Raw genomic sequence first — 21,080 nt, forward strand, 5'->3', positions numbered from 1 at the left:
TTACAGCACGATCACGCGCAGATTGCGCACGCGCGGCCGGGCGGCGCTGTTGCCGGACAAGGTCAGCTTGACTCGGACCATCGCCTCGCTGAGGGAAGCCAGCTCGTGCGTCATTTCCATCCAGCCATCGCCCAGCGGCTTGCTGCCCTGGTAGGCCACGGTCTGGAAAACATCGCCGTCGTCGATGCCGGAGGCCGATGCCGTCACGCTGGCGCCGGCCGGGATCAGCGCGTCGAACACCACCCGCACCCGGGCGTTGACGCCGGCCGGAATGGCGCGGCTGACGTAGTCGGCGCTCTGCGCGATCTGGCCGCTGACCAGCTGGGTGCCGGGGAACAGCACCGGCGACGCGCTCTCGGTGCCGAGCAGGCGGGCCGAAACGCCCACCTGTCCGCTCAGCGGGGCCGGCAGCCGCACCGGCTGGCCGTCGGCCACCTGCACCGCGCTGCCGTCGGGCAGGCCCAGGCTGTATTCGACGCGGGCGGCGGCCGATGGGCTGTCGGACAGCGACAGCAGCATCAGATCGGTGGCGTTCTTCACGTCGATCTTGCCCAGGTCTACCGTTCTGGCGGTCACCGCGTAGCTGGCGGCCAGCAGACGGAAGGCCATGTCGCGGTCCTGGTGCGCGGTCCAGCTGCTGGCGTTGCTGGACGACAGCAGCACGCCCACCTGGTAGGGCTGGCTGGTCACCCAGCGGCTGGCGCTGTTGTCCCACTTGCCCAGCTCGGCGATGGCCAGCGCGGCGTCGGCGTCGTCGCACAGCACCACCAGCGCGTATTCGACGCTGCCCTGCAGGTTCACCGGCGCGGCGAACTGGATGCGGGTGGGGCCGGACAGGACGATGTCGGCCGGCTGCAGATGCGCTTCGGCCAGCACCGAGCGCGACGGCACGCCGGTGGTGGTTTCGCGGATCTGCACCGCCACCGGGCTGGCGCCCTTGGCGGTGAACCACAGCTCAATGCCGCCCAGCTGGGTGTCGGCGTTCAGCGTGAAGGTCTGCGCCAGCGGGTCCACCTGCCAGCGGGTTTCCGTGATCCGGGTGATCTGCCGGCGCAGCTCGGTCTGCAATTCGCCCTGGCCGACGAAGACCGCCTCGCCGCGGCTGCCGCCGGCGCCGACGAACTCGACGCGCTTGACGCCGGCCGGCACGCCGGGCGGGATGGTGAACTTGCCGGCGAGCAGGCCGGCGCTATTGGCATTGAGAGGCATGGTTTCTCCTTACTGGGCGGCGGGCGCGACGCTGATGCCGTCGAACTTGAGGCTGGACAGGGCTTCGTTGGCACCGAAACCGGACACGTTGAAACGCACCTCGATGGAGCGCAGGGTTTCGATCGGCTTGCGGCTGGTGGACAGCAGCGCGTCGGTGGTGGTCTGGCTGACGCTGGAGCGGTTGCCGCTGCCTATCGTCAGGCGCTCGGTCAGCGGGCTGGCCCAGCTGGTCTGCAGCTCGGTCCAGCGGTCCAGCGCCGGGGTCAGCGTCACTGCGGCCGGCAGCGGGTCGAAGGCGAGATAGGGGTTGATCTTCATGCTGCCGGTGCGCATCGGCTGCTCCAGCGCCGGCACCAGGCTGAAGGCCAGGCTGGTCCGGTCGGACACATCGTTGGGCACTGAAGCGGCGCTGGCGGCGATGGGCAGGGTCAGCTCGCCGCCGACGATGGCCGCGGCCTGGACGATGCCGGCGTCGCGCATGCCGTCGGACAGGAAGGGATCGACGAACAAGCCTTTCTTGGCGCCGGCTTCGCGCAGCTGGGCGTCTGAAGTCAGCCGCTGCTGGGCGATCAGCTCGGCCATGCGGTCCAGCCGGCCTTGCAGCCCGGCCAGGTCGGACATCGGCACCACCCGCACGCCGTCGTTGCTGACCGCGCGGTCACGGGTCCAAGTCTGGACAATGGAGGCCAGCGGCAGCAAGGACGCCGGCACCGCCGGCGGCTGCGGGTTCCAGTCGGCGGCGACGCCCTTGATCCACACCAGCTCGCCGTCCGCGCCGATGGCCAGGCGGTCGATTCGCGGCAGTTTCTGGCTGTAGCTGACCAGCACCAGCGTGCCGGCCACCGCGCCCTCCACGGTGAAGCCGGTGGCGTCGGACTGAGTGGGCTGCGCCGCGGCGATGAACTGGTAGCGGACCGTGTAGGTGCTGCCCGGCGCCGGCTCGTTGCCCGGCAGGCTCCAGTCCAGCTTGCCGGCGCTGAGCTTGTAATCGGTGCCGGCGGCGTAGACGGTGCCGCCCTGCTTCACTTCCAGCACCGAGATCACGGAGGTGTCCGGCAGCGGGTCCTGAGCGCCGGTATAGCCGCCATGGGTCAGCGTGGCGGTGACTTCCTTGGTGATGCGCACCTGGCTGATCACGGCGATGGGCGCGCGGTCGACATTGACGCGCTGGACGCCGGCGCTGGCGCTGGTATGCGGCTCGCTGTCGATGGGCCGCAGATCGGCCGCGGCCGGATAGACCACCCGCCGCGAGGTGCTGAGCTCCACGCCGTAGCCGTTGACGCGGGCGCGGCCCTCGCTGACGGTGTAGACCTGCTCACCGCCGGGCAGATCGGCGGCGGCGGCCACGGCCAGGCCGGACACTACATAGGAGCCGCCCGAGCTGTCGCGGTCGTAACGCGCCAGCGCCTGGGTGACGCCGTCCAGCTGCGGCGGCGGCTCTTTGGCGCGCAGCACGCCGTTCTCCACCTGGTAGACCGGGAAGAACTCGCCGGCCTGGCCGTCGCCGGCGAAGCCCCAAACCGCCTCCACCTTCAGCCGCGCGGCGCCGGCTTCCTGATAGTTGCGCGCGCCCACTGCCGGATCGCGCAGGCTGGGGTCTTCCAGCTCGGTCACCACCGATTCCTGCAGATACAGGCCGATGGCGACCACGCCGACGACGGGAATCGTCAGCTGTTTCGGCGCCACGCCGCGCACCGCGCCCTTCAGATAAACGGCGCCGGCCTCGCACACCGCCTGGCCGCTGTCGGCGTGAACCACCACGCGGGCGTCGCGCACCACGTTGCCGTCGCGGAACATCGCGTCGGCAACGCCCTGGATGCGGGCGGACAGGCTGGACTGGACTTCATTGAACTCGGCCGCTTGCACCGCATAGCTCGCCCGGAACAGGTGGGCGTCGAAATGCTTGGCCGGATCGAAACGGTTGTAGTAACCGTCTGGCATGTTGGACATGGCTGCAATCCTTACAGGGAGATGACGTGTTCGAAGGTTTCGCGGGTAGCCGGCGAACGATGGATGGGGGTGATGCGCTCCAGCGCGACCAAAATGCCGGGGGCGGCGATCTGGTCCGGCGTGAAGTAGCGCTGGCCGGCCGGCAGATCAGGCTGGGTCTTGCTGCCGGCGAAAACGGCGACTTCGCGGATCACCGAGGCCGGCGCGTCGCCGAACTCGAAGGCGATGCGCAGCAGCAGATGGCGCGATGGATCGGCGGAAACGCGGTAGCGGCCGGTGGGGACGACGATCTCGCCGGCCGGGTCTTCGGCGACGAAGCGCACCTCGGTGATCAGGCGGCGCCCCACTTCCGACACCAGCGAGGTGGCGTCTATCGGTTCGGGAACGGGCTTGTCGTCCCAGGCCGCCTGGCCGATGCCCCAGGCGAAATGCAGGGTCTGGGACGCCAGCGCGGCGGCCAGCGCGGCACGACCGCTATGGGTCAGGGTTGCCATAAGCTTGTTTTCCTCAGGTGGTTAAGGTTTGGTGGGTGAGAGAGAGATCGCCGCGCCAGCGCCGGTCATCCCAGCGGCCGCGCCAGCCATAGCGGTCGGCGCGCGGGCCGAGTCCGGCGGTGTCGCCGGTAGTCAGCCGGTACTCCAGCCGCCAACCGGTGGATTCGGCCAGCGGCCGGTCCGACCAGCGCAGGCCGCCGTCCATCCGGATCGCGCCGCGCCAGTCGATCTGGCCGGTGTGCAACGAACGTCGGGTGGTGCGCGCGCCCATCGCGTCGCCATCGTCGGGCCGGATGGCCGCCAGACCGTGCGTAGCCACCTCGACCGCCTCGATGACCAGACGCGTTCGGCCGGGACTGAAATCGGACAATTTGAATGCGGAGTCGGACCAGATGAAGCGCCCGACCGAGGTCTCGGCCCAGCCGCCGAAGCGGGTGTTCGGCTCCCCCAGCCGCGTGTCGCCGGACAGCACCAGCGCGGCGCGGGCAGTGCGCCGGTGCGGCGTCATCGGCAGCCAGCGGCCCCATGTTCTGTCGTCCCAGCCGCCAGTCCAGCTTGGCGAAGGCGGGTTGCCGGCCAGGATGACCGGATCGCGCAATCCCTCCTTGTTGCCCAGGCCGATCAGGCGGCTGCGCATCACCGGATGGTTGAGCACCGGCGCATCGCCAAAGTGAGCGGTGCCATAGCGCAGCATGTCCGGGTAGAGCGTGCGCGACACATGCACGCGCCGGCGCCCCAACCCGGTGGCCGCCGCCGGGCAAGCCGCGGACAGCGGCCGCCGCCGGCCAAAACTCAGCTGCACGCCGTCGCGCCACACGCCGGAATCGTCCGACAGGAAGGCGTCCGACCAGCGGTCGCCGCTCGACGCGTTCAGCACGCGGCGGTCGTAGCCGCCGTACAGCCGCGCCAGGTGCGAGCGGGCCGGAGCGGCGAAGCGGGCCAACTCCAGCACCGTCAGCAAGGCGTCGCCATCCACCGGCGCGTCCAGCTCCAGCTGGAATTCCGCCCAGCGGGTGGCCGGCGCGGTGGCGTCCTCCACCTTGGCCGCGTAACCCGCCCACGACAGCGCGGCCTCCACCGACCAGGGCGAGCCCTTGGCCCGATGCCACGCCGCCGACTCCTTGATCGCGCGCCGCTTGGCGGCGTCATCGGGCAGGTAGGCCCACAACGGGCCGACCACGTTGAATTGTTCGGCCAGCAGGGGCAGAAGCTCGGCCGGGGCCTGGTCGATCAGGTAGATCAGCGCCGGCGCTAGGTCGAAGCCGGCGCTGCGCGCCGACAGCGCGTCGAAAGCCCGGCCGCGCGCGTCGCCCGCCAGCGGCGGAACCAGCAGCTCAGCCATCGCTCACCATCCTTCCCAGCGTCACCTCCACCGCCGCGCAGCGCGGCCATTGAGACGACGACAGCACCCGCTTGTCAGCCGGCTCCAGCACGCGCACGTCGTACAAGCCGTCGATGTCGTGCAGCGCGGTCTTGATCTGCGACGGCACGATGTCGCCGCCCAGCCGGCGCGCCAGATTGGCCGCGTATCCCTGGCAGCGCTCCTTCGCCATCCGGCACACCAGATCCGGGATGCGGGTGGTCAGCACGTCCACTTCCAGCCGGATCGCGTAATCCACCACCTCGGCCGGAACCACCTCTATCCTGTCGTTGATCATCCTGGCCTTGTCGTCCGCCAGCGCCGTCCGGACGCGGCGCAGGGTTTCCGCCGACGGCGCGCCGTCACGCCCCAGCACCACCACCTGCACCGTGCCGTCCGGACGCGGCGAAATCACCCGCACGTCAGCCGCATCGGCCGCCGCCGTCATCGCCGCCAGCCGGTAGCGGTTGGCCGAGCCCCAGGAATAAGCCTCGGGCGCCAGCCGGATGCGCTGGCGCAGATGCTCGTCGTCCTCCGCCTCGGCGCCGCCCCACGGCTTCTCCGCCCCTGCCACCTCCACCTTGACTCCGGGATCGTCCAGCAGCTGGTTGAGATCGCCCGCCTGCGGCAGATTGCCCGCCTCGCCCGGCACGGTGGCCTCCACCTCGCAGGCCAGATCCTGCGGCTTGTCCGTCAGACTCACCGCCAGCGGGGCGGTGGTCTGGAACTGAACCGCGGCATTGCCGGAGATGCGCGCGCCGGCGGGCAGAATCACTTGCTTCGGCCCGCCGTCGACATAAGCCGGAAAGGTCAGCGTCACCCGCGCCGTCGCCGCCTGGGACGGCTGGCGCGCCACGCCCACCAGCTCGCCCAGGTAATCCAGCATCGGCGCGCGGGCGAAGGCCACCAGGTTTTGCCGCCCGGCGTCGTTGAAGGCGGCGCGCGCCAGGCTTTCACGGTAGGCGAACAAATCGATCAACAGCTGCTCCACCTGACCCGGATACAGCCGCTTGCCGGCCATGTCCTGATAGGTGGCGGCCATCTGGGCGGCGACGGTTTTGGGATCGTCGTCGATGAACTTGGGCAGGTCGGCGGCGGCGAGTCCGGGCTGGCGGTTGGCCAGCATTTCCGTCAGCAGCTGCGCCATCTGCTTGGGGTACTGCTGCCGGCCGCCCAGTTTCAGATAAGCGTCGGCCATGGCGCTGGCGGCGGCGGCCGGATCGACCATGGGCAAGTCGGGCAGATCGGGGAGGTTCGGGCTCATGGACGGGTCCTTGTCGGTTGGCTTACAACCTAAGAGCCGCTAACAAAACCTTGCAGAGAACCTGAGCCAAGGCGCGCCGACGCAAGCAGTGCCTACCCATAGGCGCAACGCGGGATCAGGGGTTTGGTTAGCGGGTCTACGTTCGATTTCGTGGATCAAGCCGCCGGCTGACTTCCATTGCGCGCGCAAACGCGCGCCGCCGCTGCCGGAGCAGCGACAGGATGCCGGCCGTCGTTATCGTCACGTCATATTTGCAGGCCGCCGCGGACGCGGCTTTTGAAGGGATTTAGGAAATGCGTTGAAGCGGGCGAGGATAGAGCGTGACCGCCTCCCGGCACGGCAGGCCCATGCCCCAGCGCAGCGGGACCAGCCCATCCAGCCGCCCCCGCTGCCAAGGCAGAACGGTGACGGTTTCGACGCCGCCATGGGCCGCGCCCAGGCTCAGCGGCCCTTGCTGGCGCAGCTCGCGCCGCGCCTGCGGGTAGACGCTGGCCACCTCGCCGCCGGCGGAAACGGCGGCGACCACGGGCAGCCGCTCGCGCAGCTCCACCCGCAGGTCCAGGCTCTCCAGCCGGGAACGGGCATTGCGGTACTGGTCCAGCATCTGGCGCAAGGCCTGGTAGGTGGCTTCGTTCAGGCCGCGGCCGGACAAGTCGAGATCAACCTTGAAATGGAAGGGCCGGCCCTGGTATTCGAACCACTCGCTGATCCGGCCATCCAGGCCCAGCGTGGCCAATACCCGCTGCAACGCCCAGCGGGTGCCCTTGTAGCGGTGCAGTTCTATCGCCTGCTTGATCAGATCGCGCCGCTGCGCTTCATCGGCGGCCAGCTGCCAGCCCTCGTCGCCGGCCACGTGCAGCTGTTCGGCCAGCAAGGGCAGAAAATCGGCCTCCACCTGGTCCACCAGGTAAACCAGGAAAGGCGCCAGGTCGATGCGCTGCAAGCGCCGGCTCAGCTCGGCCAGCGGCGACAGCCGCTTGTCGCCGGCCAGCACATTGGGTGTGATGTCGGTCATCGGATAACCTTGGGAAAGGCGCGCCGGCCGGGATGGCCGAGCATGGGAAAAACAGAAAACCGGCGGCCCGTGGCCGCCGGCCGGGGATCAAGCGCCCCGGGAAAACAGCTTGAGGGAGGAACGCCAGAAGCCGCCGGCATTGGCCGCGTCGCCTTCCGGCGCGGCCAGCGCGTCCGGCGATTCGGCCAGTTGCCGCAGCTTGGCCAGCGCGTCGTCGGCCGCCGCGCGCGCGGCATCGGCGTCGACAGCGTTGCGCACCGCCTCCTTGCCCGCCAGGCGCAGCGCCCGGATCGCGTACAGCGCCTGGTCGCCGGCGGCGGCCTTGGCCAGTATCCCGTCCGCCGCGTCCTTGCCGGACAGGCCTTTGGCGCTGGCCCAGGCCTGCACCGCCGGCGGCGCGTCGCCCTTGCAGCCGCCGTCTTTATAGGACTGGGCCTCGGCGGCGGCCTGCCGGTATTCCAGCGCGCGCAGCTCGCTGCCGACGTACAACTGGCTGGAGGAATCGGCAGCAGCGTCGATCTCCCGCAGCAGGCGCGGCAGCAATTGCTCCGGACTTTCCGCCGGTTCCGGGGAGTTGCCCTGCTCCAACCAGGTCTGGTAATCGGCCCAGAAACGGTGCTCTCTGGGAATGGCCGCCCCGTCAGCCAAACGAATGATCAAATCAGGAGAGTTGGTCAGTCTATACATCGCATGCTCGCTTTCTTACAAAGGCTTTCATCAGATTTCAGCGTCTGCCGTCCAGTGGTAAGCGATCCAGCTGGTATTGGCCGCAAAAACGGGAATCGGATTGACGAAACGAGTCGAACTATTTGATATGGAAATATCTATCCCATTGCCCAGATTAGTCACCATCTTCCCCGCCATGCCAAGGCCGTCATAAAACACCACGCTAGGCTGAATGCGCTTTTCCACTAAGAATGGCGTGGTGGTATTGATGGAGGCGATACTCACGGCGCCGGCATTCAGATGGAACATCCGGCCCATAATTGCCGGTTGCTGAGCCGTAATCGGCCCATAGTTTTTTCCCGGTATATCGCTCAGCGGATAGCTTTTCTCGAAATAACGCTGACAAGAGCGCAGCTCGTCGCCGAATAGCCGGTATTCAAATGGCGTCGCCACCGGCCCCTCCTCTAATTGCACCTGAGCGATATCGAACACGCCGGTTTGCGCGGTGGCAATGGCATTCAACTCAGGAAGCGCATCGCTATACGAAAGACCGATAAACACGCTCAGGCAATCATCGCCTTGGCTACCAATGACACGCCCCTGCAAACTAGGCGAGGTAAAGGTGAAACTGAAACGTTGCCAAGCACTGCTCAAATTTGCCGCATTGCTATTCAACGCACGGTTTTTGACCGCCTCGATATAAGGTGCGCTGAACCACTGCTCGACATAAGCCAAGATGGAGCAAGGCTTGTCAGCCCTAGCCCAGAAGCTCAGTGTCAGCTGCTTGCCGGAAAAACGGCGCAGATTCTCGACGCGCTGGTTGATTTGGCAGTATTCCCGGACCTTGGATGAAGGGGCCTTGGCCAAGGTTAAGCGTAGAAAAGAAGTGGCTCCGCCAAGCGCCTCGGTATCCGCTACGCTGGCATCCATCTTTGACATCGTCACCCCAGACAAACCACTACCCAAATCCATCAGCCAGCGATCCGCAGAACCGTATCCAGTTGTCGTCTGGCTCAACCCACGCTGCCAGATGTCGAAGCCGCCGTTGATCAGCAAGTTGCGCCGGTAAGCCTGGATCGGAAAGGTCTGCGCCGAGTCGAAAGCCACCAGCTGCGAGCCGCCCAGCACCTCGCCGCGCACGCCCACCGTCACCCGGTTGTAGCTGCCGGCGGTGACGCCGGTGCGGCCGGAGACCCGCTCGAAGGAAAGCGGCGTCTTGCCCAGCTCCACCGCCGCGCCGGCGTCCAGCAATTGCCAGATCGAACCGCCGTTGGCCGCGCCCCGCTCCACCGCGACGAACAAGCCCGGCGTCACTTCCAGGCTGATGTTGGCGTCGGCGGCGCGCGCCCAGCTGCCGGCACCTGCTACATAGATGCCGTTGTCGGCGCCGGCGGCCTGGTTCTTGACCAGCACCCGATCGCCCAGCTGCAGCGCGACGCCGTCCACCGTCTGCAGGCCGGTCAGCGTGGCCGGGCCGGTGGTCGCGGCGCGGACCGACGGCTTGCCGTCCAGCTTGGCCAGCTCCTCGGCGATGCGCGCGTCGACGCTGCCGCGGGTAGCCAGCACCACGCTCGGGTCCACCATCAGCGTCACCGCCGCGGCGTTGGACACTTCCAGGATCATCCGCACGTAGAGCTGCTTGTTGGCGCCGTCGGCCAGCACCGGCTTGTAGCTCTCAGGGAACTTGCCCACCGCGAACAGCGCGCCGTCGGCGTCGAACACGCCCACTTCGCGGATGGTGAAGCCGCCCACCTGGTCCGGGATCACCAGCTCGGCGACGATCCAGCTGGGGTTGGCCGGATCGGTGGACAGGTGGTTGAGCCCGGCGCGCCAGGCCTCGCTTTTCAGCGCGGTCTGGCTTTCGGTCGGCGTGTAGTACGCGCCGTTGTCGCCCTCGCCCACCGCCATCTGGCTGAGCTTCAGCGGCGCGCCGCCGCTGGCCGCGGCGGCCAACTTGGCCTTGCCGACGGCGGTGAGCAGGGTGAAGAAATCGTTGTTCATCATGGTCTCCAGTCAAACTGCGAATAAGATGGCGCCGCGGCTCAGAGCGGCGGGCTGGTCGGGCCGTGCGCGCCCATGTGGTTGTGCCCCACCAGGCTCTTGCCGCTGGCGGTGACGTCGCCGCTGACGCTGACGCTGCCCGTTACAGTGGCGCCGCCGCCGCCGGACACCGCCAGGCCGCCCTTGCCGGTGATCGCGCCTTGCACCGTCAAGGTGCCGCTGATCTCGGTGGCCGGCGCGTTGATGCTGACCTTGCTTGCCGCCTTGATAGTGACGGTCTGGCCGCCGTCTATGGTGATGCTGGAGGCGGCCTTGATCAGCACGTCGGCCTGGGTATCCACCACCACGTGCTTGACCCCGCCGTTGACGGTCAGCTGGTTCTGCTGCCGGTCGTACTCCAGCACCGCGCCGTCGGCGAAGCGGCGCTGCCATTTCTCCTCGCTCGCCACCGGCACCGCGTCCGCCTCGGAGTAGATGGCGCCCAGCACCACGCCGTCCTCGCCGCGGGCGTCCATCAGCACCGCCACCTGCTCGCCAATGTCCGGCAGCCAATAGTCCTTGTCCTTCAGGCTCTTGCGGCTGAGCACAGGCAGCCAGGCAGTCAGCAGCTGGCCCAGCTCCGGCAGCCGCACCCGCACCCGCTGGGTGGGGGCGTCATGCTCGGCCACGCTGCCGAATTTCAGCGTGGCCAGCGCGTCGGGCAGGGAAACATCGTTCATTTTTTCTCCTTGGCCGCGGCGGGCGCCGCGCGTTTCAGGTCCAGTTCGCAGATGTAGCCTTCCTGCCGCGACAGGCGGTGGCGGGCCCGCTCGATCAGGTAGCGGCCGGACAGCTTGCCGAAGCCGGACAGCTCGACGTTGCGGCCGGCGGCCAGCTGCGGCGAACCGTCCACGGTGACGCTCATTTCGGTGCGCGCCAGCTGGCGGCGCTCCATCTCGGCCTTGGCCTGCAGCTCCGCCTGCGCCCGTCCGCCCGACTTGCGGGTGAGCTTGACCACGTCGGCGCTGCTGGCCTTGCCGCCAGGCGAACGCGCGTCGGCGCCCACCCGCGCCGTCTGCAGCTTGCGCTTGTGCGGGTCGTGGTAGCTGACCTCGACCGCGCTGGGCACTTGCGACAGCTGGTCGCGCGCGCGCCAGGCGATCAAGTCCGCCGGCGCGAACTGGCGCACGCCGGCAGCCTCCACCAAGTCGGCGCGCTTCCAGAACACCAGCTTGCGGTTGTTGTCCATCACCTTGCAGACATAGCCGTAGTGGCTGGACACCCGTTGCAGGAATTGCAGGTCGGTTTCGTGGTACTGGGTCAGGCGCTCGATTTCGACATCCTCGATCTTGCCTTCCAGCTTCATGCCGTGGCGCTTGGCTATCCGCTGCGCCAGCGCCTGCAGCGTCAGCTTGTCGTAGGCGCGGCCCTCCGGCGTGCGCAGCGGATGCTGGACGCCGGTGGCCAGCGCGCGGATGTGGACCACCGACGGCGGCGCGCTGTAATTGACCTCGTCCACGTCGAAGCTGCCCAGCGCCACCAGCGCCGCGCCGCGGTAGCCCAGCTTGAAGTCCAGCGTCGCGCCCTTGTCCGGGTACCAGCCGTTCAGCCAACGGCCGTCGCAGTCCTCCAGCTCCACCTCCAGCTCGTCCGATTCGCCGGACAGGTGATCGGTGTAGCTGATGTTGAGCGCGTACTGGGCGATGTCGGCGGTGATGGACTTGCCGTTGTAGCTGAGCTCGAAGGACGGCGCCGCCACGTCCTGGATGCGGCTGTCCATCATGGGCGCCTCCACGGCGGCAGCTCATCCAACGCCGCCTCGTCCCGCGCCTCCAACAGCGGGATGGCCAGCTGGGTGCCGGCCGGCAGCGTCTCGCTGATCGGCGCCTGCGGATTGGCGGCGATCAGCATCACCATCTGGCCGACGTCGCCGTAATAGCGCCAGGCGATCTGGTCCCAGCGCTCCCCTTCCTGACAGATGTGCTTGAGAAACATGGTTCACTCCAGAATGCGGCGCAGCACCGCTTTGGCGGCCAACTTCGCCATCTCGATGTCGCGGGCCGGCCAGTTTTTGTCGATGTCGCGGACTGTCGCCTCCGCCTTGCCCAGCTTGTCGGCGACGTTGTCCAGCGTGCAGCCCCGCATCGTCTCGGCCAGCGCGCCAAGCTGGCGGCCCATGGCCTGAAACTGCGGGATCAGCGGCTTGATGCTCTCAGCCAGCCGCGAATACGGCTGGATGAACTGGTTCAGTCGCTCCACGCCCTGGGCGATGCCCGGCACCGCCGTCTGCACGTCCTTCAGCACGCCATCCACCCTGCCCAGCGCCGACAACGGATCGCGCCGAGCCAGGTCTTTCAGCTCACGCACGTCGTTGACCACTTTGCGCGCCTGCACCGCCATGGTCTTGGCCTGGGACAGCGCCTTGCTCAGGCCGGACAGGTCCGGCTTGAAGCCAGCGCCGGCCAGCGACTGCTGCAGCTTGGCTTGCGGCAGACCGCTGACGCTGCCCAGCAGGCCGGGCTTGGGAGACGGCGCCGCCTGGCCGCGGAATTCGCGCAGCGACAGCTGCGCCTCCACCGCCAGCAGATTGCCGGTGCGGTCGCTCTGGCGGCCGGTGCTGCTCAGCTCTGTGATCACGAAATGGCCCTTGTGATCGCCGTTGCCCAACACCAGCGCCAGCGCCTGGTGTGTCTGGCGGGCGGCGTGCAGCCGCTGCAGCTCGGCGTCCGGCTGGCAATAGGCGGCGTGCAGCACCAAGTCGATGCGGACCTCGTCCAGACGGTCGCCGACGAACTGCAGCACCGGTTTGCCGCCTATCCGCGCGTGCTCGGCGTAATCGCTGCCGCCGCGCTGCTCCAGGCCGTCGAAATAACTGATCAGGTCGAACTCGATGTCACCCAGCACTGCGTACATCGTTTGCTCCTTTCTTCATGAATGCGTCTCCTCAGCCCCGCGCCGCGTAGCTGCGCCGCTGACGGTCCGCCTCGTAGCGCTTCATCATTCGTTCGAACTCGGCGAAAGATTGCTGCATCGCCTGCTGCGCCTGCTGCTTGACGCCGGCGGACGCCGCGCCGTTGATGGTGATCTGCGGCGAGAAGGTGATGTTGAACACGGTGGCCGGGCCGGCTGGCTTGGCTGCGGCCTTGTTGGCCGTCTGCTGGATGCGCTGCAGTTGTTGCGCCTGCTGCGCCTGGGCCGCCGGCTTGGTAGCGGGTTTGGGGACAGGTTTGGCTGGCGCCGCCGGCTTGGGAACCGCCACCGGCTTCGGCGGCGTCACCGGCTTGGGCACCGCCACCGGTTTCGGCGCCGCGCTAGGCTTGCCTGCCCAGTTGCCTATCTTCTCGCCCAGCCACTCGCCGCCCTTCTGCCCCAGCCAGCTGCCCACCTGCCGGCCGACAAAGGTGCCGACGCCAGGCAGCAGCATGGTGCCGATGGCGGCGCCGGCCGCGCCCCCCGCCAAGGCGCCGGCGGTGCCGCCCAGCGTCTTGCCGTAGGCGGCCGCCTTGGCCTGCGGGCTCAGATTGGATTGGCTGGTGGACAACAAGTCCATGCCCACGCCCAGCAGATCGGCCTTGCCGATCAAACTCTTCAAGCCCTTTCCGCCCTTGCTCAGCGCTTTGAGTCCGGTGTTCAGCAAGCCGCCGCCGGACTTGCCAGGCTTCAAGCCGGCCAAAGCGTCCTTGCCCTTGTCCAACAAGCCGCGCGCTTCCTTCAACGCGCCGCCAGGCTTGACCGGCGCCTTTACCGCAGGCTTCGGAGCGGGTTTTGGAGCGGGCTTCGCCGCCGGTTTGGCCGCGGCTTTAGGTTTGGCGGCAGGCTCAACCTTCTTGGCCGCCGGCTTGCTTGTGGATCTCGGAGTGGATTTGGCGGATTTGGCGGCGGGGCGCTTTCTCCCCTTCCCGTCCTTCCCGCCGGCTTTGGAGTCGGAGTCGCCGCCTGCTTCATCGCCGTCCAGCAAGGAGCCGACGGCGGCCATCGCCTTCTGGAAGCCGTTGCCTGACGCGCCGGCGTAAGCGCGCAAGGCCTTGCCCGCCATCCCGCCGGCCTGGGACACGGTCTTGCCCAGTTCCTCCAGCTGTCCCAGCCCGCCCAATATCGAATCGACGCTGGGCAGCACGCCGCCCAGCTTGGCGTTGAGCTTGCCATGGACGTAATCCAACGCTTCGCGCCCCTCGCCCTTGGACAAGGCGGCGCGCAGCTTGCCGCTGGCGTCGGCGACCACCGCGCCGCCGCGCTTGGCGTAGTCGGCCGCGCCGGTCAGGCTCTTGCCGGCGTTGCCCGGCTTGAGATCCGACCATTTGACGCCATCCAGGCTTCGCAGCGTGGCGCCGGCCAGCTGGCCGGTCTTGGACACAACCTGGCCCACCGTCTCGGCGGTCTTGAGGCCACCGAGGATTTTTTCGACGCTGGGCAGCTTGCCGCCCAAGGCCTTGTCCAGCTTGCCGTGGACGAAGTCCAACGCTTCGCGCCCCTCGCCCTTGGACAAGGCGCCATGCAGCCTGCCGCTGACGTCGGCGATCACCGCCCCGCCGCGCTTGGCGTAATCGGCGGCGCCGGTCAGGCTCTTGCCGGCGTTGCCCGGCTTGAGATCAGCCCATTTGACGCCATCCAGGCTGCGCAGCGTCACGCCGGCCAGCTGGCCGGTCTTGGACACCACTTGGCCCACCGTCTCGGCGGTCTTCAGGCCGCCCAGGATCTTGTCGACGCTGGGCAGCTTGCCGCCCAAGGCCTTGTCGAGCTTGCCGTGGACGAAGTCCAGCGCTTCGCGCCCCTCGCCCTTGGACAGCGCGCCATGCAGCTTGCCGCTGGCGTCGGCGATCACCGCCCCGCCGCGCTTGGCGTAATCGGCGGCGCCGGTCAGGCTCTTGCCGGCGTTGCCCAGCTTGAGATCAGCCCATTTGACGCCATCCAGGCTGCGCAGCGTCACGCCGGCCAGTTGACCCGTCTTGGACACCACCTGGCCCACGGTCTCGGCGGTCTTGAGGCCGCCCAGGATCTTGTCGACGCTGGGCAGCTTGCCGCCCAGTTTGGGATTGAGTCTGGCGTGGATCGCCTCCAGCGCCTTGCGTCCATCGCCCGTCGACAGCGCGGCGTGCGCCTTGCCGCTGGCCTTAGCGACGGCGGAGCCGGCTTTTTGGGCCAGATCGGCGGCGCGGATCAGTTCCTGCCGGGTCGGCAGGCGGAGCTTGCCAAGGGAGAGATCGATGCTGGGCCAGCGCCAGCGGGAAGAAGAGGACGGAGAGGAGGAGGAAGGGCGTTGGGCGGGCGCGTCGCCGGCATCGTTGCCGCCGCCGCTCCGATTGCCGCTCTTGCTCCCTCCCCCCTGGCCGCCGCGCCCGCTGGAACGCGGCTCTCCCGCCGGCGGCAGATTGCGCTCGGCCTTGCCCTGGTCGCGGCGCTGGCTTTCCAGCTTCTGCTCGACCTGGCGGATAGATGCGCTCAGCCGGACCGAGGCCATGATCTCGATCCGGCTTTGCTGGATGCGCAGCGTCGACTGCAGCGCGCCGCCCGGCGCGATGTTCAGCGCCCGGCCGCGGCGCAGGCTGGCCTGCCAGGCTTCGTGCTGGCGGGTCAAACGCCCGAGCGTGGCTTCCAGCTGGCGGTGCTGGCGTTCCAGCCGCGCCAGGTCCAGCCCGGCATAAGCCCGGCGCGTGCGCTCGACATTGCCGGCCAGGTCCTTCTGCGCGTCGGACAGGCGCAAGCTGCTCTTGCGCAGATCGTCCATCGCGGAACGCGCGGAGCGGAAGGCGTTGTCGAACACCCCGGACAGCGTCGCGCCCACCTTAAGGCCGATGAAAAACTCGCTTACCATGGTGATTGCCTGTATTTGGGGAATAGAAAGGGCGATCGGCCCCGTCCCGGCGGGCGGGAGGCGGCCGATCAGGAAAAGATTCGGACTGGGAGCGGCTGGGCAGCCGCCTTACATGGCGTCCAGCAGGTGCTGCTGGCGTTCGTTGCGGCGCTGGACCTCGCGCTCGGCGACTTCGCACCAGAACCAGTAGTCGTCCATCGCCAGCGCATCGATCTCCGACGGCGGCAAGTTCAGCACCGTCAGCAAGACCTCGTCGAACGACTTAAGCGTTGTCGGATCCGCCCACCATTTCGCGAAAGCTGTCGGCCAGCGCGCGGCTGTCGGCGATGTCCAGCTGGTCGATGTCTTCCAGCGTCAGACCGGTCATGCGGGCGAACAGGAAGTCTTCCTGATCGGCGTCGTCCTGGCTGTGGTGGCTGGCGGCCTTCAGGTCGGCGCGCTTCAGGCGCGCCACTTCCAGCGTGTCGATGCGTTGGCCGGCGGCGTTGGTGAACGGGTATTGCAGCTTGATCTGCATGATGGCTCCTTGAAGCGGGTTGGGATGCCGTCATTTTCCGGCAGCCCGTATCCGGGGTATGCGAAAGCGCTTTAGGGATTGGCTTTAAAAGCGGCTGGCGGGGTCGGGAGGCAGCCTCCCCGCCAGCCGCGCCCAAGCGCCCGCGGACCTGATCCGCGGGCGAGCCGGGATTAGCCGCCGATGTTCTGGCGGTACAGCTCCAGCATGTCGCTGCCGCCTACGCGGAAGATGTTGGCCATGTAGTCCAGCTCCAGAATGTCCTCGCCGTCCACCACCTGCTTGACGTAGGTCGCGGTGAAGGCGGAGCTGAAGTCGGCGTTTTCATGCTGCTTGAAGGTGCCCAGCGGGTTCTTCTTGAACATCACGGTCAGGAAGGTGACCAGGCTCACCTGCTGCAGGCGGCCTTGCGAACCGTAGGTCTCGATGCTGGAACGGGCTTGCAGCTGCACCGCCTGGAACGGATTGGCGATGATCTTGGCCACGTCCTTGTACAACGAGTTCCACTTGATCTCGCCTTCCAGCTTCTCAAAGCCGGCCGGCAGCTCGATCTTGCCGACCATGCCCAGCGCCTTGTGCTCCTGCATGATGGCGGACACGTCCGGCAGCTTGATCTCTTCGGCGCGGCCCAAGAGCGAGTTGCCGTTGATGTAGATGTTGGCGTTGGTGATGCGGTTGATTTCAATCTTGCCGGCCATGATTAATTGCCTCCTTTCAGGCTGAGCAGGTATTCCGAGGTGATCTCGGTTTCAAAGGTCAGGCGTTCCAGCGGCGGGGCCACGGTGTACTTGTAGCTGATCAGCAAGTGGCCGGCGGACAGCTCGGTTGCCGGGTTGCGGGCCGGGTCGAACCAGGCCTTGAAGCCCAGCAGCGCGCCGTCGCCGATCAGTTTGCGGCCATAGCCGTTTACCGATTCCACCAGCGCGTCGATGGTGGCCTGGTTCAGCGGCATGTCGATGAACTGCTGGCTGAAGTAGCGGATCGACTCATTGATCACGTCGCCGGTGCGGCGCACGTTCTCGAAATTGCGCATGTGGCTGACGGTCGGCCAGGCCGCGGTGCGGTTGCCCCACAGGCGGAAGCCGGAGCCGTAGCTGTTGAACACGGTGGTGATGCCGGACGCGTTCAGCTGGTTCACTTCACAGTTCGGGTCATCGATCATCGCGGTCAGCTGGCGCTCGACGCCGACTACGCCGGCCAGCTCCTGATTGGAGCTGGACCACCAGAAGCCCTTGTCGTTGTCCACCTTGGCGCGCAGGCCGGCAGCGCGGGACGACAGCGGCTCGTAGCGAAGGCCGCCGTTGCCGTCGGCCACCATCACGTGCGGGTAGCACAGGCGGACGCGGTCGCTGGAGGTGTTGAAGTTGATGGTGCCTGCCGGGCCGCGGCCAGCCAGCGCGTCGGCGAAGGCGGTGCCGATCGGCGCGTCGACGTAGGCGATGGCGTCCAGCTTGTCGGCCATGGCCGCCATTTCCGCGGCGACGGTGTTCTGGGTGCAGAAACCCGGGGCGATCAACAGCTTGGCGAAGAAACCGAACTTGTTGTAGGTATCCTGCAGCGCCTTGATGCCGGTGCGGTTGCCCGCGGCGTTGACGGCGCCGATGATGTCGGCGGCGGTCACCTTGGACGGATCGGCGTAGTCGTAGCTGACCTTCAGGCCTGCGCCGATCGTGACGGCGCCGGTCTTCAGGCGGGTGATCTTGCCGTACACCGCGTCCAGCACGTAGTCCTGGCCAGCGATGTAAGCGGTGGCGCCATCGGCGCTCTTGACCACCACATTAGCCACCGCCGGATACTTCAGGCGCACGGAGTCGGTGGCCGGGTCCAGGGTCACGGTCTCGTCCTTGACCGAGCTCTTGTGCACCGCCGGGTCCAGCACGTTGATCACCACCACGGTGCCGGCGCCGTGATCGTAGATCCCGGTCAGCGCCTGCGGGATGGTGAAGCCGGGCAGTTGCGGGCCGAAGGCCGCCGCGTCTTTTTCCGACAGGGTCAGCGTGGTCACGTTGACCGCGCCGGCCGGCGCGGTGCCGATCAGGCCGATCACCGCCGACTTGACGGTGCGCACCGGGCGCGGGCCGCGTTCGACTTCGATCGTTTCAACGCCATGCAGATAGTTTGCCGCCATGCTTACTCTCCTTGTTCAGCGGTATGGGAAGGGATGGTTTCGCCCGCGGACTGCGCGCTCAGGTAGCCCAGCGCCACCAGGGTGCGGGTGTAGCTGTGTTCTTCCGGCATCTCCACTTCCTTGCCGGGAAACAGCATGATTTCCTGGCCGTCGCCCAGGGTGACGCCGCTGATCGGACCGGAATACAGATACTTCATGGTTGCTCCTCGTTTGAGACTGCGTTAAGCATGATCACGGGCTCCAGGTCGGCCTCCGTCACTTGCAAGGTGTCGGTGGCCAGCGCGATGGCGTAGCGCGCCACGCCGTCGCGATAGCCCAGAAAGGTTTCCGACAGCAGCCACGCCGGCTGGCAGTCCGGCGGGGCGAAACCGAGGCAGGCCCGCCGTATCGCGTCCAGCGCGTCGCAATCCCCCAGCCCGGCGTCGCGCTGGTTCAGCAGCACCGTGATCGCCAGCTGCAGCGTGCGCACCTGGCCATAGCCGTCGCGCAGCGGGCCGAACTGGCTGCCGCGCAAGCACAGCAGCGCCGCGCCCTGCGGATGCGCCAGCGGATAGTCGTCCTCGGCCCCGGCGTAATACTCGACGGTCAGTTGCGGCGCCGCGCCGCGCAAACGCGCCAACAACGCGCCGACAATCTGGGAAGTGCTTGCCACAGCGGAACTCCAAGCAGAGGGGAAAAGAGACGCGCGGAAACCGCGCTCGGACTGCCGGCCAGCGGGGTCGCTTGCCGGATGTGGCGAAGAATGCAGCAGGGAGGGGCCGGGGTTCTTGTAGCCGCCGTTACTAAATGCGGCACTGACATCGCGCTGACACCGGTCATCCGGCCCGCGATGCGGGGAAATGGAACAATGCCATCCATCAGAACAACATCACCGCGGGAGCGCGCATGCAGGCACAACTTCGCAGCAAGGGACCGGAACTGCTGGCCGACCTGACCGACCACATCACCGCGGCGTTGCGGCAGCTGGCCAACACCGAGGACAGGCAGGCGGAGAAGATCGCCCGCGAGATCACCCGGCGCATGGCCCAGCACTGGGGGGGCCAGAATGTCTACTTCCCCTTGGGCAAGAGCAGCAAATCAGCCGAACGCGACCGCTGCATCCTGGCGGAATTCAATGGCTCCAACCACGCCTCGCTGGCGCAGAAGCACGGCATCTCGGTGCAGTGGGTATACAAGATCATCAAGAACGCGCGCAGCGCGTCCTGACGCCGCCTCTCTCCACGCGTTGATTCCGTCCGATTGACAAAAACGGCATCGGCCGACACAGTAAGCTCACGCCATAGCACCGGCGCAACTATCAAAATAAACAAAGAGCATCAGGAGAGATTCATCATGAAAACCCGACACAGTCTGCTGCTGTGCACCTTGGTGGCAGGCGTCGCCGCTTGTAACAAACCAGCCAGCCAGGCCCCGCAACAGGACCAGGCCGCCGCCGGTTCCGCGGTGGTCAAGATCGGCACCGCCAATCCGCTGACCGGCCCCTTCGCCCACTGGGGGCGCGACGCCGACAACGGCGTCAAACTGGCGGTGCAGGAAGCCAACGCCGAGAAGCTGACGCTGGACGGCAAGCCGGTCACCTTCGAAGTGGTATCGGAAGACGATCAGGCCGACCCCAAAGTCGCCACCCAGGTCGCCCAGCGCATGGTGGACGCCAAGGTCGCCGGCATCGTCGGCCACCTGACATCCGGCGCGGCCATCCCCGCTTCCCGCATCTACGCCGACGCCGGCATCCCGATGATCTCCGGGTCGGTAACCAGTCCGTCGTTCACTCAGCAGGGCTACCACAACACCTTCCGCCTGATCGCCAACGACCTGCAGCAAGGCCAGGCGCTGGCCAAGTACGCGGTGGACAAGCTGGGCGCCAAGCGCGTCGCCGTCATCGACGACCGCACCACCTATGGCCAGGGCCTGGCCGACGACTTCGCCAAGTCCGCCGAGCAGGCCGGCGCCAAGGTGGTGAAGCGCGAATTCACCACCAACACCGCCACCGACTTCATGGCGGTGCTCACCTCGATCAAGGGCGAGAAGCCCGACCTGCTGTTCTACGGCGGCATGGACGCCCAGGCAGGACCGATGGTCAAACAGATGGCCAAGCTCGGCCTCAAGGCCGCCTTCATGGGCGCCGACGGCGTCAACACGCCGGAGTTCGCCAAGCTGGGCGGCGACAACGCCGAAGGCAGCTACGCCTCCAGCGCCGGCGCGCCCAAGGAGAAGCTGCCCGGCTACGGCGAGTTCAGCCAGAAGTACAAGCAACAATTCCAGTCCGACATCCAGGCCTATGCGCCGTACACCTACGACGCCGCCAAGGTGCTGATCGCCGCGATGAAGCGCGCCGGCTCGGCCGAACCGGCCAAGTATCTGCCGGAAATCGCCAAGACCGACTACCAGGGCGTCACCGGCCCGGTGAAGTTCGACGCCAAGGGCGACATCCAGAATGCCACCGTGTCGCTGTACCAACTGAAGCAAGGCAAGTGGGTGGGACTGTAAGCATCCCTGCCGAACGGCAATAAAAAACCCCGCCAGAAGACTGGCGGGGTTTTTCATGGGGGCGGACTCAGCGCGGGTCGCGCAAAGCAAAAACCCCAGCTCGTCTGAGCTGGGGTTCTGCGTATGGGGCGTCTGGCGGTGTCCTACTTTCACATGGCGAATGCCACACTATCATCGGCGCTAAGGCGTTTCACGGTCCTG

21 protein-coding genes are annotated in these 21,080 nt (G+C 67.3%); 2 read left to right on the plus strand and 19 right to left on the minus strand.

Annotated features, from left to right (window positions below; translation table 11 throughout):
- The 19 genes from ACX17K_RS21395 to ACX17K_RS21485 all read right to left on the minus strand — a co-directional run bounded on the left by ACX17K_RS21395 (position 1) and on the right by ACX17K_RS21485 (position 19,044).
- Entirely contained in the window at positions 1-1,209 is a 1,209-nt protein-coding gene (locus ACX17K_RS21395) for a hypothetical protein (RefSeq protein WP_493776349.1), read from the minus strand.
- Between the two features lie 9 nt (positions 1,210-1,218).
- Positions 1,219-3,159, minus strand: a complete 1,941-nt coding sequence (locus ACX17K_RS21400) for a DUF4815 domain-containing protein (RefSeq protein ID WP_493776350.1) — start codon at positions 3,157-3,159, stop codon at positions 1,219-1,221.
- Between the two features lie 11 nt (positions 3,160-3,170).
- Positions 3,171-3,653: a BW3TFN family phage tail fiber component gene (locus ACX17K_RS21405; protein WP_347370598.1), complete on the minus strand. Its 483-nt coding sequence runs from the start codon at positions 3,651-3,653 to the stop codon at positions 3,171-3,173.
- A gap of 13 nt (positions 3,654-3,666) precedes the next feature.
- A complete protein-coding gene (locus tag ACX17K_RS21410) occupies positions 3,667-4,995 on the minus strand; it encodes a phage tail protein (RefSeq protein ID WP_493776351.1) in 1,329 nt (442 codons plus the stop codon).
- The gene (locus tag ACX17K_RS21415) at positions 4,988-6,277 is read right to left on the minus strand and encodes a baseplate J/gp47 family protein (protein ID WP_493776352.1); all 1,290 of its coding nucleotides are present in this window, start codon (positions 6,275-6,277) and stop codon (positions 4,988-4,990) included. Before ACX17K_RS21415 ends, ACX17K_RS21410 begins: the two co-directional genes overlap by 8 nt.
- Positions 6,278-6,563: 286 nt before the next feature.
- Entirely contained in the window at positions 6,564-7,292 is a 729-nt protein-coding gene (locus ACX17K_RS21420; protein ID WP_493776353.1) for a phage tail protein I, read from the minus strand.
- Between the two features lie 87 nt (positions 7,293-7,379).
- Complete coding sequence (locus ACX17K_RS21425) at positions 7,380-7,979, minus strand: hypothetical protein (protein ID WP_493776354.1); 600 nt, start codon at positions 7,977-7,979, stop codon at positions 7,380-7,382.
- A 30-nt stretch (positions 7,980-8,009) separates the two neighbouring features.
- Positions 8,010-9,962, minus strand: a complete 1,953-nt coding sequence (locus ACX17K_RS21430) for a phage tail-collar fiber domain-containing protein (protein ID WP_493776355.1) — start codon at positions 9,960-9,962, stop codon at positions 8,010-8,012.
- A gap of 38 nt (positions 9,963-10,000) precedes the next feature.
- Positions 10,001-10,678, minus strand: a complete 678-nt coding sequence (locus ACX17K_RS21435; RefSeq protein WP_493776356.1) for a phage baseplate assembly protein V — start codon at positions 10,676-10,678, stop codon at positions 10,001-10,003.
- A complete protein-coding gene (locus ACX17K_RS21440; RefSeq protein ID WP_493776357.1) occupies positions 10,675-11,721 on the minus strand; it encodes a phage late control D family protein in 1,047 nt (348 codons plus the stop codon). Before ACX17K_RS21440 ends, ACX17K_RS21435 begins: the two co-directional genes overlap by 4 nt.
- Positions 11,718-11,933 carry a tail protein X gene (locus ACX17K_RS21445; protein WP_493776358.1) on the minus strand — a complete coding sequence of 72 codons (216 nt, stop codon included), beginning with the start codon at positions 11,931-11,933 and terminating at the stop codon, positions 11,718-11,720. Before ACX17K_RS21445 ends, ACX17K_RS21440 begins: the two co-directional genes overlap by 4 nt.
- Before the next feature lie 3 nt (positions 11,934-11,936).
- A complete protein-coding gene (locus ACX17K_RS21450) occupies positions 11,937-12,851 on the minus strand; it encodes a phage tail protein (protein WP_493776359.1) in 915 nt (304 codons plus the stop codon).
- Between the two features lie 31 nt (positions 12,852-12,882).
- A complete protein-coding gene (locus ACX17K_RS21455; RefSeq protein ID WP_493776360.1) occupies positions 12,883-15,750 on the minus strand; it encodes a hypothetical protein in 2,868 nt (955 codons plus the stop codon).
- A gap of 108 nt (positions 15,751-15,858) precedes the next feature.
- A complete protein-coding gene (locus tag ACX17K_RS21460) occupies positions 15,859-15,996 on the minus strand; it encodes a hypothetical protein (RefSeq protein WP_021476592.1) in 138 nt (45 codons plus the stop codon).
- Positions 15,997-16,012: 16 nt separating this feature from the next.
- Positions 16,013-16,267, minus strand: coding sequence for a phage tail assembly protein (locus ACX17K_RS21465; RefSeq protein ID WP_021476591.1), 255 nt, complete (start codon positions 16,265-16,267; stop codon positions 16,013-16,015).
- A gap of 170 nt (positions 16,268-16,437) precedes the next feature.
- Positions 16,438-16,962, minus strand: coding sequence for a phage major tail tube protein (locus ACX17K_RS21470; protein WP_046159141.1), 525 nt, complete (start codon positions 16,960-16,962; stop codon positions 16,438-16,440).
- A gap of 2 nt (positions 16,963-16,964) precedes the next feature.
- Positions 16,965-18,392, minus strand: coding sequence for a phage tail sheath subtilisin-like domain-containing protein (locus ACX17K_RS21475; RefSeq protein WP_493776361.1), 1,428 nt, complete (start codon positions 18,390-18,392; stop codon positions 16,965-16,967).
- 2 nt (positions 18,393-18,394) lie between these two features.
- Entirely contained in the window at positions 18,395-18,589 is a 195-nt protein-coding gene (locus ACX17K_RS21480) for a hypothetical protein (RefSeq protein ID WP_021476589.1), read from the minus strand.
- Positions 18,586-19,044: a Gp37 family protein gene (locus ACX17K_RS21485; protein WP_493776362.1), complete on the minus strand. Its 459-nt coding sequence runs from the start codon at positions 19,042-19,044 to the stop codon at positions 18,586-18,588. Before ACX17K_RS21485 ends, ACX17K_RS21480 begins: the two co-directional genes overlap by 4 nt.
- 233 nt (positions 19,045-19,277) lie before the next feature.
- Here ACX17K_RS21485 and ACX17K_RS21490 point away from each other — a divergent pair, with 233 nt between their 5' ends.
- Together ACX17K_RS21490 and ACX17K_RS21495 are read left to right on the plus strand one after the other, a co-directional pair.
- Entirely contained in the window at positions 19,278-19,598 is a 321-nt protein-coding gene (locus ACX17K_RS21490; protein ID WP_021476587.1) for a Mor transcription activator family protein, read from the plus strand.
- Positions 19,599-19,724: 126 nt separating this feature from the next.
- Positions 19,725-20,879: a branched-chain amino acid ABC transporter substrate-binding protein gene (locus ACX17K_RS21495; RefSeq protein ID WP_115616573.1), complete on the plus strand. Its 1,155-nt coding sequence runs from the start codon at positions 19,725-19,727 to the stop codon at positions 20,877-20,879.
- Positions 20,880-21,080: the final 201 nt, after the last annotated feature.

The sequence above is a fragment of the Chromobacterium sp. INPA-IVC genome (assembly GCF_059047085.1).